4 protein-coding genes are annotated in these 14,266 nt (G+C 46.0%); 1 reads left to right on the top strand and 3 read right to left on the bottom strand.

Annotated features, from left to right (window positions below):
• Positions 1-105: 105 nt before the first annotated feature.
• The 3 genes from AC3E9V_RS00720 to AC3E9V_RS00710 all read right to left on the bottom strand — a co-directional run bounded on the left by AC3E9V_RS00720 (position 106) and on the right by AC3E9V_RS00710 (position 10,499).
• A complete protein-coding gene (locus AC3E9V_RS00720) occupies positions 106-3,219 on the bottom strand; it encodes a T9SS type A sorting domain-containing protein (protein WP_488751261.1) in 3,114 nt (1,037 codons plus the stop codon).
• Positions 3,220-3,234: 15 nt separating this feature from the next.
• Positions 3,235-5,505 carry an autotransporter outer membrane beta-barrel domain-containing protein gene (locus tag AC3E9V_RS00715; RefSeq protein ID WP_488751260.1) on the bottom strand — a complete coding sequence of 757 codons (2,271 nt, stop codon included), beginning with the start codon at positions 5,503-5,505 and terminating at the stop codon, positions 3,235-3,237.
• 92 nt (positions 5,506-5,597) lie between these two features.
• Complete coding sequence (locus AC3E9V_RS00710) at positions 5,598-10,499, bottom strand: beta strand repeat-containing protein (RefSeq protein ID WP_488751259.1); 4,902 nt, start codon at positions 10,497-10,499, stop codon at positions 5,598-5,600.
• Positions 10,500-11,047: 548 nt separating this feature from the next.
• On the opposite strand from AC3E9V_RS00710, the gene AC3E9V_RS00705 reads away from it, so the two are divergent.
• Positions 11,048-14,248 (top strand): CHAT domain-containing protein, encoded by a 3,201-nt coding sequence (locus AC3E9V_RS00705; protein WP_488751258.1) that lies wholly within the window; start codon positions 11,048-11,050, stop codon positions 14,246-14,248.
• The last annotated feature ends 18 nt before the right edge of the window (positions 14,249-14,266 follow it).

Raw genomic sequence — 14,266 nt, 5'->3', positions numbered from 1 at the left:
TTTCCTAAATTGGTAACCAGACTCTCCAGAGTCGCCGTTAACTCAATAATCTCAACAACTTCAAGACCAGACAGGTTTTGAAAACCTGTCTGGTCTAAAGGAAAGCTAATGTTTTACATAAACTTTGTAGCTGGCCACCCGCATCCTCCCGGAAGCACGATCTTCAAAAGTCACAAAGTACATTCCTGACGGAAGCACAGAGGTGTCTATTTGTTCTTTTAGATTGTACCCACTGCTGATCTGCTTTTCATACAGCACGCTTCCATCCATGTCTATCAGTTGCATCCATACTGTTTCGGTCAGCAGCTTGGAGTATTCAATATTCACTTCAGTATCAGCAGGATTCGGATAGATCTGAAGATCCTTGAAATATTTTCTGTAGAACCCAAGCTCATCGATCTTGATCACCTCAATACCATCTTCCGTCACATAAGCCTCCAGGATGAACGTATTTTCTTCGATACCGTCTTCACCAACCTCAAACTCAACAAAGGAAGCGGTATCCATCGGGATTCCCGGGTATTCAATATTGAAACGGTAATAGCCCGAAGGAATGTCCGTAAATTCAAACTGACCTTCATCATTGGTTTCCACATAGGCCACCAATACAAACTCATACTCCTCCTGACCGGTACGACCTCCACCTGATCGTGTACGTCTTCTGAGTGAGCAACCCGCCTTTTTTACTTTACGACGAGCCTCTACCCTGCCATCCGATGTTTCATCAGCAAAGTTGGACTCTACAAACCCCTGCACGACTCCATCACCCAAATTCGGATCAAATGGATCCGGTTTAAAAGTCATTCGCAAAGTATCCTTTCTATTATCGCGCAACCTCAACGTATCCGCCTCTGCCCACAAATCAGTATTTTTAAAATAAGTAGGTACGTAGACCTCAGGATCAGATTCAAAGGCAATCAGGTAATCACCCAAAACCAGGTCATCAAAGATAAAGTTACCGTTCAAAGGTGTGATCGTAGCAGCAGAATCAAATGGTTGACCTGGCTGTGTGATCTGGAGGGCATATCCAAAGCCATCCGTGATCTTCGCATCATCTTTTCCTATGCCCACAAATTCCAGGTCTGCAGTAGCCAAAACATTCATCGGTTGGCTTTCCAGTGTAAGGCCATTAACTACCGAGTTAGTCACCCGGAGCACATAGGTCCCCATGTTCCCATAATTAATTCCCGGAATGGTATAAGAAGATGCTGTGGCCCCACCAATGGCTTGATTATCCAACGTGCCGCTAATTGTGGTAAGGTACCATTGATATTCATTGGCAGCTCCTCCCACATTGGCTCCCAGATCATAAGCCGTTCCGACTGGTAAAATTTCATCTACAGTTGATCCGATCTTTGCCTGGTTATCATACTGAATGCCATTGGTAGTTACATTTGGCTCAAGATCATCAAACTCCAGGGCGTTTTCAGAAACATTGAATGTAGTGATTTTTGGCAGGTTCGTTGCGATTACCGGCAGTCCGTAAATATCGTTATTGGAAAGATTTACAGTTGTAAGCTCTTGTAAGTCAATGATCTCTTCCGGCAACTCACCCTCAAGCGCCTGATTGGAAAGATCTACTTCAGTAACCCTGTTGTTGGTGATGGTGACTTCTCCCCAGTTTGCGATTGGCAAGGTGGTCCAGTCTGTGACATTAGACTGCGCTGTAACCAGTGCATCATAAATGGTTCGCAGGGAAGTAGAATCCCGCTCCAGAGAAGATACCCGCAAAATGACCGGAGCAGTATTCAACACCAGTCCGTCTACATTTGCGTTGGTAACCTGAGCCCGGTAGGTGCCGTCCACTGAAAAATCCTCCACAAACACATCAAATGAGGGGACAGTTTCAGTAATCCCTGCTCCGTTTTTGGTCCAGACATAGGTATTGTTTGATCCGGTGACTGTCCGGTCGATGGTATAGTTGGTGCCGATCTCCTGAACAACCCTGACCCGGTCCAGTACTTCTTTTTGTGGGGCGTAAGCAGCAAAAGGAAAATTAGTAAGAACCGTTTCAAGAGTTCCAAATTGGAGACGGTTATTGGAAACATTAAGGGTCTGTAAGGCAGGCAGCAAACTGATATCTCCAATGCTGGTTAGCTCATTGGATGAAAGGTCCATTGTAGTTACTTCCTCCAATCCTGACACCATAGCCGGGAAATCGCCATCCAGATTGTTATTTGGTACATTCAAGGCCTGTACCCGCTTATCCAGCATGGTTACTCCTGTCCAGGAATCCAGGTCTGCGCTGAGCCATCCGGTATTGTCTGTCCACGAAGCTCCCGCTGTATTTTGATAGATCGATACCAATGCGGTGGAATCAGCTAGGCGTAGTGTCTCGTCAAAAAATTCGCCAAGGGTATAAAACCCGGTGCCGGCGCCCGCTGCTGCACGCAAGGTGCCTGAAGTAAGATCTCCTGTAAATCCGGCCTGACCCAGGCCACTAAAAGTGCCCCCCAGTGGGCTAACTGCAACCGCCAGGTCGGCTATGTTGGTACCGATGGTCTCATTCATTACAGGAAGTTCGACCAGCGCGGACGTTAAGGTGCCAGAGGTGGTATTGACTCTCCAGTAGCGCGTACTGCTAACCGCCAGCAAACCGTACCCGGCCGTACCACTGGGGTCAGCCTCAAAAGATTCTACAGAAATGGAAGGAGCAGCCCCTGTAATATTCACCAATGTTACCGGGGCATAAACGCCGCTTTTGGCCACGGGGAAAACCAAAGAATCAGCCCCGGACCGGATCAATCGGCCCACCACATGAGAGGTCCCGTCAAACCCCGTGATCGTACCTGTTACCTCAAAGTTCTGGCCATTGGATAAGATGCGGGCATTGGTGAAGCTTAGGTTATTGGCAGTCAGCCCCGCCGTTAAGGTCTTGTCTCCACCGCTTACATTTAGTGTCTCTACTGTATCTGGTATATTGATGAGTTGATTTAATCCGTTCAGATTTACGGTACCAGTACCCGAATAGTCCCCTGAGATCGTCACACTATCCAGCAGGTTGATCGTGCCTTCATTGGTAATGCTTCCCGTAGAAACAAAATTGCTTTCTATGGTCACATTCAGGCCGGAGGAGATGGCAATAGGCAAGCCATTGTTAGTGACCTGAGCCTGAACTGTATTTGCCTGAAAAAGATAAAAAGCAAAGATCATCAGACCTTTGAACAGTACAGGTTTGATATGATTGGCTGGTAGCATTGTTTCTATGGTTTTTATCATTTTACCCATCACTTCTTAATGTGTTGAACTTACTGTATAAGTCAGCCTGACATCATAAAGTCTGGTGTCACTGGCCTGGTCTGCTCCTCCTCTGAATTGAAGGTAATAGGTGTATGAACTGTTATCTACAGTCGGGTTTGATATACCTGCTGTAGCCGGACTTTGAACGGAAGCCGTTAAATTAGTTGTCCCCAAAGTCGCCATAATTTCACGAGTGGTGGTGCCCATGGGCCTGCGTATCAATTCAATCTCAGCAACGTTGCCTGATGTATTGTTGTACATCCACGCCTGCAGTTCTGTGATCACGGCTCCATCAGGCAGATTAACCGGCGCAGTAGCAAACCGGTCAGCCCCTGCAGAGAAAGTTCCATATCCGGTATCAACAGTATCCGCTCCAAACTGATAGCTGCTTGGTGTAATGGACTTAAATGCACTGAAATCCTTGGAATAGTAATGGGTCTGTGGAGCGCTATAAACATACGAGGCTGCCGTTACATCTCCATTTACATCCAAGGTAGTAGCAGGATCAAAATGACCAATAGCTACTTTTCCCGCAAAAGCTGAACTATCTCCAAAAAACGTAGTCCCACCAGGGTTTTGGATGGTTAGCCCGGCACCTGTCCCATTATTCAATATTTCTACAGCTGCAGTAGCAGCCAATGCTGAATTGGAAAATGTAGCAGCCGAATTGGTTCCGTCGTTTTGAACGACCAAGGCCACAGAGCCATTACTTGTATTGACATTGGTAAACCGGCCCGCAGGTCCATTACCATTGGTATAACCCTCCACGGCATTTCCCGTACCTGCATCGACGATACCGATCACAGCTGCAGCAGGATTTGAAGCATTATTGATATAGAAATAACCGGCTGAGCCATCGGCTCCTAATGTATTCCCTGTAATCGCGTTGTTTGTATTTGATGCGTTGTTCAGGTCTACCCTGATACCACTTCCCAGTCCGTCATTGTTAACTTCAATGCCAGTAGAACTAATATCATCTGAGTTGGTCTGAATTTCCAACGGGTTCCCGAAGGCACTGGTATTATTCACCACAAACCTCGCAACACCTCCTCCACCATCATTTTGGATAAAAAACGGATTACTCGCTCCATCATTGATATAGTTTTGGGATGGAAAGCTCAGGCCTCCAAAACTGACCCACTCAGACCCGTTAAAGCCCCAAAACTGACCCATTTCAAATGCCATCAGGCCTGAACTGATATTCGTTGAGTCTCTGACAGACCCAATTTCCACAGCCCCGGAAAACTCTGCATCTCTGGAAGAGTTAAGTCTTAAGCTTGTAGAAACCTGACCCTGAGACAATGCATTCTGACCAGCCAAAAGGGGATCACCATGCAGGAATTCAATAGCACCGCTATCAAAAAAGATAAAGGCTGAACGTCCGTCAGCAATATTATAAAGCGAGTCTCCTACTGCATACAGATTATCTGCTATTACTTCCCCATCTACGGGAAAGCCTGCATTTTCAAAATGAAAAAACCCAAGCTGATCCCCTACCTGGAAATTGGCCTGGGGAACGGTAGTACCAACTCCCACATTTCCGGCAGAATAATTCAGATCTGCTCCTGAAATCGCCCAGGGTGAGGAATTGGTTGTATCCAGTTTATTCTGAAGTTCTTCCAGGGCTGCCTGTACATCTGTGGAAGTTAAATTGCCACTTGCAGTCACTCCTACATCCGCTGCTGCCTGACTGTCTGTGAATACCGCTCCGGCAGGAACGGCTGTTTCTACTGTAAACCCGTTAACAAACCCGGCATTAACTGTAGAGTCCACTACACCATCGGCGTCTATATCATAGACGCTTTGCAGCATATCGCCTCCACCACTGGATAACGCAAGCTCATCAATGGCATTTTGCACATCAGTAGAGAGCAGACCGGAGGTTGATCCGTCATAAGGAACATCCAATGCGGCCTGTGTATCGGTAAATACTGCCCCAACAGGAACGGCTGTTTCTACTGTAAACCCGTTAACAAACCCGGCATTGGCTGCAGAGTCTACCACACCATCGGCATCTATATCATAAACGCTTTGCAGCATATCGCCCGCACCTGAATTAGAAAGAGGCTGCCAGTCCGGGTAGACCCAAACATAAAACTGGTTTTCATCCGAATCATAAACCAGGAGTCCGTTTTCTGTTCCTGTAAAAGTAAGTGCTGTCCGCTGAGCAGTAGTCAGGCGCGGCACCAACAGACCCTGGTTATTGCCTGGAGACACCATCTCCACTACCGCATTTGGGTTGGGAGTGTCTGTACCAATTCCCATAGAATTTTGGGCCAAAAGCGGATCAGAATGAAAGCAAATCATTCCAATAAGTATTATTCCAATTTTTTTCATATGAAAAATAACTATGTTTCTTAAAGTTTAAATACTGTAATGCTAAAAGCTCTGTCAGCAGCTGTTGAATCAGTACCGAAGGTTGAAACTCTTAAAGCCCCGGATCCATTATCACCGTAAGTGACAAAACCAATTGTCCCATTGAGTGTAACTTGAATAACATAGCTGCTTAAGGCCACAGAAAAATCCTCCGTACCTATGCTAATATCATAAACCCCAGCACTAACATAAGTACAGGACAAATTTGGTGTCCCTCCACCTACGGCCCCATTAGTTAAAATAGAAGCCATACCGATTGGTACCATATTAGATGATCCCGTAGATGCTGTGGTAATGCTTCCACTAGCATTTATATCCCCATTTACATCAAGTGCTGATAAAGGTACAGTTTGACCTATTCCCACATTACCTGTACCTGTTTCTATAATCAGTCGATCATTTGTACCAAGTGCATTGGATTCACTGACTTTAAAATTCTGGCTGTCTGCATCTATTCCTACTGAGAAATTTTGCGTTACAATACCGTCATTATTTCTAAAGCCGATAGCTGCATCCGATGAGACAGATGCGTTATTGTCTTCTATCAAAAGCTCCGGGCTGGTAGATGCAAAACCTGATACAATGTTTAGGTTGGTGGAAGGAGAAGCTGTACCTATTCCCACATTTGCCGTGTTAGAACCCGTACGACCTAGTACAATTGCATTACCTATCGATACCGTAGATTGATACCCTATTGCTACTGAATTCTGAACGGATGCAGATCCTACGTCTGCACCATAACCAAGTAATACATTTCCGGATGTAGTGGTAATAGTTCCTCCCGATGATGCTCCTAATAGAACATTGAATCCCCCGCTGGAAATAGAACTTCCGGCGCCAGAACCTATTAATGTGTTGGAACCCGATGTGGAAGACAATCCAGCCTGGTAGCCTATAAAGGTATTACCTGTTCCGCTATTACCTACTGAAGGTCCGGCAAAAACTGAGGTTCCTGCTGTTTCAAAGTTGTTGGACTTTACATCACCATTCACATCCAGTGCCACAGTGGGAGCAGATAATCCAATACCCACAAATGTCCCTGAAGCTCCCAAAACAATTGAGTTGTCCTGACTTACTACTGCTCCCGTTCCAATAGCAGTAGCATTGGTACTTCCGTCTGCAACATCCGCATTGGATCCAATCAAGATGTTACCAGTACCTGTAACCAGAGAAGAACCTGTTCCTGATCCTATCAAAACATTACTGTTACCACTGGAAAGAGCTGTTCCGGCTGATGAGCCAACAAAAGTATTGTTAGAGCCTCCAACATTCGTATCTCCGGAATTATTGCCTATAAAAACGTTGTTACTTCCGCTAATTGTTGAGAACCCCGTATTATATCCAAGAAAGGTATTAAATCCAGCTGTGGTATTCACTCCTGAGTTGCTTCCTATCATCGTATTTGCATTCGCAGTTGTAGAGGAACCGGCCAGGTAACCCAGGGCTGTATTGTTTGCTCCTGAATTATTTTCTCCGGTACCATTCCCGATGAAGGTATTTCGTATTCCCGTACTAAGCCCGCCCGCATCGGAACCTACGAAAGTATTAGAACCATCCCCAACATTTGCAGCACCTGCATTATATCCGATAAAAGTATTGTTTGGTCCAGTTGTATTGCTTTGTCCTGCCAATTCACCAAAGAAAGCATTAAAATTAGCCGTGTTCGCAGCGCCGGCATTACTACCAATTGCCACTGAAGATCCTGAAATAGAACCGACATTCTCAATCTTGGTGTCCAGCTCATCGATGGCTGCTCCCACTTCAGTGGCAGCAAGTGTAGAGGCTACATTATCATATACAATAGCTCCGGTAAACTGCCCATTCAATGAAATATTACCAGCTACTGCATCTATTGAAACATTCCCTCCTCCAAAATTGGAGGTTCCTCCCGTTACCTGGATACCATTGGAAAATGAACCGGCATCAGCAGAAACTGTGCCTGTAGTGCTAATCGAAAGGGCTCCAAAATTGGTATTGATCTTGGTTCCATCAATACCTGCTCCAGCAGCAATATCATTATTATCTATAGTGCCATCCGCTATTACTCCACCAACGCCACCAGAGACGGAACCAGCATTCAGCACGAAGCCTGTAGCATAATCACCTGAAATATCACCTGCAGCGGGAGTGCTAGATGCTGTAAGGTCATCCGATGCATCGGTATCCAATGCCGGCGCACCATTGACGGTTGCAGTGGCTGATGCCACATTGGCGGCAGTCTCTCCACCTACTGAACTTACTACGGTAGCACTTTGCGTTCCGGTCACATCTCCACTTAAAGACCCCGATAAAGTCGTTGCTGTTACCCCCGTTAAACCTGATCCATCACCTGAGAAAAAGGAGGCAGTCACTGTTCCTGTTCCAAGATCAATATCACCAACACCATCAAATTGCGGAATGAGATTCGCACCTATACCAGTATTCACTGACAAAGGAGTTACATCTCCATCTCCTAATATGGTTGACCCATCCACTGACACACCAGTTACCGGAGCGGTCGCTATCCAGTCTATTCCATCATAAGTCAACACATCCCCGTTTACCGCTCCAGCTGTGCTGAGCGATGTGGGTTCAACTGTTCCTATCGACAATGGCGTCCCTTCGCCATCTCCCAATATAGTAGTACCATCCGTTATGACACCTGCTACTGGTGCTGTCGCTATCCAGTCTATTCCATCATAAGTCAATACATCGCCACTTACCGCTCCAGCTGTGCTGAGCAATGTGGGATCAACTGTACCTATCGACAATGGCGTCCCTTCGCCATCTCCCAATATAGTAGTACCATCCGTTATGACACCTGCTACCGGTGCAGTCGCTATCCAGTCTATTCCATCATAAGTCAATACATCGCCACTTACCGCTCCAGCTGTGCTGAGCGATGTGGGTTCAACTGTACCTATCGACAATGGCGTCCCTTCGCCATCTCCCAATATAGTAGTACCATCCGTTATGACACCTGCTACTGGTGCTGTCGCTATCCAGTCTATTCCATCATAAGTCAATACATCGCCACTTACCGCTCCAGCTGTGCTGAGCAATGTGGGATCAACTGTACCTATCGACAATGGCGTCCCTTCGCCATCTCCCAATATAGTAGTACCATCCGTTATGACACCTGCTACTGGTGCTGTCGCTATCCAGTCTATTCCATCATAAGTCAATACATCGCCACTTACCGCTCCAGCTGTGCTGAGCAATGTGGGATCAACTGTACCTATCGACAATGGCGTCCCTTCGCCATCTCCTAATATAGTAGTACCATCCGTTATGACACCTGCTACCGGTGCAGTCGCTATCCAGTCTATTCCGTCATAAGTCAAAACATCTCCCGTCACAGCTCCAAAAGTGCTGATAGAGGTCGGGTCTACCGTGCCAATCGCTAAGGGAGTCACATCTCCATCTCCCAGAATGGTTGTGCCATCTACGCTTACAGTGCTGCTTACCGTCCCAGCTACCCAGTCCGCTCCATCATATTGCAGCACCTGCCCTAAAACCGGACTCACAATATTTACATCACTGAGAACACCCACTGATGTTGCCCCCAGCAAAGAAGTCACAGCAGCATCGGAATAGTAAAGATTGGTACTGCCCTGCACCAGATCATCGGTTGTGAAGGAGGTAAGATCCGTTATGCCTACGTCATCACCGTCAGCCAGGTCTGCAGGCACATTTGCTATATATAACCAGTCAACAGCAGCAGGCTGCCAGCTTCCACTGGCATAAACCAATGGCTGACCTTCGGACCCTAGAAAAGAAAGCTTATCTGAAGTAACCGCACCGCTTGCGATTTTTGAAGTCCCTATGGCATTATCCCTTATCTCCAGAAAACCCCCAACATTGTAAGCAAGGGTGACCCCATCAATAAAGTTCGTAGAAAGGCTATCCGCTGCTTCCGCGATATCTACGATGCTATTGCCATCGATATCATAAGTTGCCTGAAGCATATCGCCTCCTCCAGCCGACAAAGCAAGTTCATCAATGGCATTTTGCAAATCTGTGGAAACAAGCCCCGAGGTTGTTCCATCATAAGGAACCTCCAACGCATTCTGAGAGTCCGTAAAGACTGCTCCCGCTGGAACAGCCGTCTGCACAGTAAGACCGTTTACCATTTGAGCATCATCCACCACATTGTTACCATCGGCATCATAAACCGACTGGAGCATATCACCTCCGGTCATGGCAATTTCGTCAATCGCTCCTTGTACATCTGAGGCTGCCAGCCCCGAAGAGATCGGATCATATGAAACAGATAGTGCATCCTGGCTATCGGTAAAAATAGCCCCGGCGGGCACGGAAGTTTCTACGGTTAAGCCGGAGACAGTCCCGGCATCAAAAGCGTATGCCGCACTATCGGCTATTCCATCTGCATTGATATCATAAACAGCTTGCAACATATCCCCCCCGGCATTCGCATCCAGTACCGCATCCAGCTCATCAATTGCTCCTTGTACATCTGAGGCTGTCAGCCCCGAAGAGATCGGATCATATGAAACAGAAAGTGCATCCTGGCTATCGGTAAAAATAGCCCCGGCGGGCACGGAAGTTTCTACGGTTAAGCCGGAGACAGTCCCGGCATCAAAAGCATAAGCCGCACTATCGGCCATTCCATCTGCATTGATATCATAGACACTTTGCAGCATATCTCCTGCTCCACCCACATTGGTTACTACCTGCCACGAGCCACTAAACCAGAAATAAAAATTACCATCGTCCGTATCAAAGACCATCAGCCCATTATCTGCATCGGTGAGGTTTGAGGTAAACGTAGCAGCTGTGCGTTCAGCGGTGGTGTATCTGGGTACTAAAAAGCCCTGATTCCCCGTAGGGGACACCAATTCAAGTACAGCATTGGGATTTGGTGTTTCGGTTCCGATTCCCATAGAATTTTGAGAATAGGCATTGAGGGAACAGATTGCTAAAAAAGCAATCATACCCATGATGCGCAGCGCAAAGGTCATAGTGGTTTCAATTAGTTTTTAAAAATTTAAGTCTTGTCCAGGCTGAGTGTGTGTTTGACTTAAAAAACTAATCTTGGCAATTTAAAAATATGTAAAAATCTCTACTTACTCCCAGAATTTTTCGGTGAACTCCGTCTTTTCATGGAGAAAAAGTGTTTTTGAAAAGAAACAAAAGTACAACTTACTCTTGACAAAAAACAAATTTTAAGTAGACCTGCTGATATTTCAAAGGTCTGTCAGGAGACCTCTACAGATAAAGTGGCGAGACCAAAAACCCAAAAACGTCCGAATATTCAGCGTATAATTACCGGTCATATAAAGGACTTACCGCTGTAAGGTATGCTTCTCCATGCATCAAGGTATTTTACTACATTACGATAGGCGCTCGTCGATTAGATTTGATGGAATTTTGCTAACATCAAAAAATATTAGTTATTTTATATTTCATATTAAAAAAATTTAATTCCGCCATGGCTCGTTTTTATATAGCATTACTTCTGGTATTAGCAACTTTCGGAGCTGCTCAGGCGCAGTATCCTTTTGAAAGTAAGAAAGCCGAAAAACTCTATCTGAAGCTAGAGGAGGCTTACGCGAATTACGATTATGCCACCATTCTGGATCGGGAGGATGTAATCCTGTCATCTTTTGAAGCAAAGCAGGATTCACTTTCTGCTTTGATGTACTCGTTCCTTGGTGAGGCCTACTATTATGAGCTGGGAGATCTGCAAACCAGCCTGGATTACTATGGTAAGGAGTATGATCTCAGGACCAGCCTGGAAGCCGAGGGTCGCTATGACTTTGATATGGAAAGCCTCGTCTACACGTATGCAGCGATAAGCGCTGAGGCCGGGAATTACCAAAAAGCTGAAAAACTCTACCTCGACCTCATCAAGATGGTACCCGAAGAGGGCAAGAAAAGTGAGGATTACGTAACCAACGTACTGGCCCTGGCCGACCACTATACATTAACCGGCGAACCGGAAAAAGGAGAAGAGCTCCTGAAAAGGAACAGGAGATACATCAAACGAAACACCTATGAAGATGCCATGAGGCTCCGGTTTCTGGGAGACTACAATGAAATTCGTGGTGAGTTTAGCAAGGCAGAAAAGAATTACCTGAACGCACTGGAAACACTGGAAGAGTCCGGTTACTACCCAAGCCTGGAGTATGTGTATGTTATGAACGCACTGGGTCTCTTATACACCAACCAAAGCCGGTACCCGCTGGCTGAAGAAGTATACCTTGAATCCCTCTCTGTTCTTGACCGCCTGGATGCTGATGAAGACAGCTATTCCGGTGTTCGCTTTAATCTGGCCCAGGTATATTACGAACTGGGACGCTATAGAGACGCTCTGGAGATCTACCAGGAAGTACTTGCAGCAGATAAAGAAAGCTTTGGAGAAGAATCCTATTATGTTGCCACTACTTCTTTAGTGATCGGTCAGATCTACATGGAGCTAAATCAATATGTCCAGGCAGAAAGGTATTTTTCATCAGCCAAACAGACTTTTGAGGCCCTCGGAGAAAAAGAATCGCCCGAGTATGGCCGGACCATAGCCGGTTTATTGAGATACCATACGGCTGTAGACAATTATCGTGAAGCTTCGGATTATGCTGAGCTGCTCGTCAATATTTTTAAAAACCTTTATGGTGAAGAGCATTGGGAGTATGCTACTAACCTGGCCAATGCTGCCAAAACCTACATGCGCCTTGGTGATCTGGATAAAGCCGGTCAATACCTTGAGGAGGCTCTAGAAATCAGGAAGAAAAGTCTGGGCGAAACACATCCATTCTATGCGCTTTCTACCAAACAGCTTGCTGTCTATCATTGGAAAAAGAATAACCTCGATCATGCACTAGCCTACTATCAAAGCACTTTTGACAACTATTTCACTCAGATCAACAACTACTTCCCGATCCTGAGTGAAGAAGAGAAATCCAAGTTTTATTACAGCCGGCTGAAGCCGACTTTCGAAGCATTCAATTCCTTCATCGTGGAAAATAAAGGGGAAGACAAAGAGCTGATCGGTGAAATGTACAACTACCAATTGGCCACCAAGGGGCTAATCCTTTATGCAACGAGCAAAGTGAGAGAGTCTATTCTTAACAGTGGAGACAGCTCGCTTATTAATAAATATGAAAGCTGGATTGAGCAAAAAGAACAGCTGGCCCAGCTATTCAGTGCCACAGACATCCCCTTAAAAGAGCGAAATAAAAAAATTGACTCGCTTAATGAAGTCTCCAATAACCTGGAAAAGGAGCTCAGTCTTGCTTCCGCTGAATTTGCGAAAACCTTTGCTAAGAAAGACTACACCTGGAAAGATGTTCAGGCAAAGCTTAAACCAGGTGAAGCGGCTGTAGAAATGATCCGCTTTAGAGATTTCAGTCCTGACTCAGCCGGGGTTTTTACCGACGAGGTATACTATGGTGCACTAATCGTAAGACATGATACGGAGGATTATCCTGAACTGGTGATCATGAGAAACGGTAAGCTCATGGAAACCCGCTATCTGTCTAATTATCGAAATGCTATCAAATATAAAATTGATGAGGACTACTCTTACAGGCTGTTTTGGCGACCCATCGCCAACCGGCTGAAAGGAATAAAAAAGGTGTACTTCTCACCTGATGGTGTCTTTAATCAGATCAGCATTTATACGTTAAGAAATCCAGCCACCGGAAACTTCACCTTAGATGAGCTGGAGATCCAGCTGGTCACCAATACGAAAGACCTGGTAGCTTTCGCCCAAACGGAAGCTTCTCCCGGAGCAAAATCCTATCTGTTTGGATATCCTAACTATAACCTTGGAAAAATAGACGATGCAGCCAATGAGTCGGAAGGTAATGCTGCATCGGACATTACTTCTGCGGCGGCAGAGGATCGCGGCAGGGGTACACGCGGAGGAGTAAGGGGTGCCAGAGGTACTCGCGGAGAACCCGGAGAACTGCAAGCTTTGAGCAGAGGTGGGTCTATACCAAGAGGCTTGCGGGGAAACCTGCTTCGATACATGAGATCCAATCAGCTTCTGGCCTTGCTTCCCGGCACCAAAAAAGAAGTGAACCTGATAGATAGTCTGTACCAAAAAAACAATGAATCAGTTGTTACTTACCTGAGCGACAATGCCCTCGAGGATAGTCTCAAGCAAATTGCTAACCCCAGAACCTTGCACATAGCCACACATGGGTTTTTCCTGGAAAGCGCCAGTGCTAATGATAGCGAAATACAGGCTGACGAATATGTGGAAAACCCACTGCTGCGGTCAGGCCTGATCCTTGCCGGAGCAAACAGCTTTATTCGTGATGGTGAGATCTCTGACAAAATCGATTTTAGGGAGGATGGTATCCTTACTGCTTATGAAGCCATGAACCTCAGACTGGACAACACCGCCCTGGTAGTACTTTCAGCTTGCGAAACAGGGCTTGGCGAAGTGCAAAATGGCGAAGGAGTATTTGGTTTGCAAAGAGCCTTCCAGATAGCTGGAGCCGAGTCCATTATCATGTCTATGTGGACTGTGGATGATAATGCTACACAGGAGCTGATGACCATCTTCTATGAAGAGTGGCTGAATGGCGCTACCAAACAGGAGGCATTTATCACCGCTCAGAAAAAGCTGAAAGAGAAATGGAAATCCCCATATTACTGGGGGGCCTTTGTAATGGTGGGTATCTAAATAACCGATAAGTTTTTA

The organism is Marinoscillum sp. HNIBRBA16962, assembly GCF_057801515.1.
Note: the sequence above shows the minus strand (reverse complement) of the source record. Positions and strands in the feature narration are given on the sequence as shown.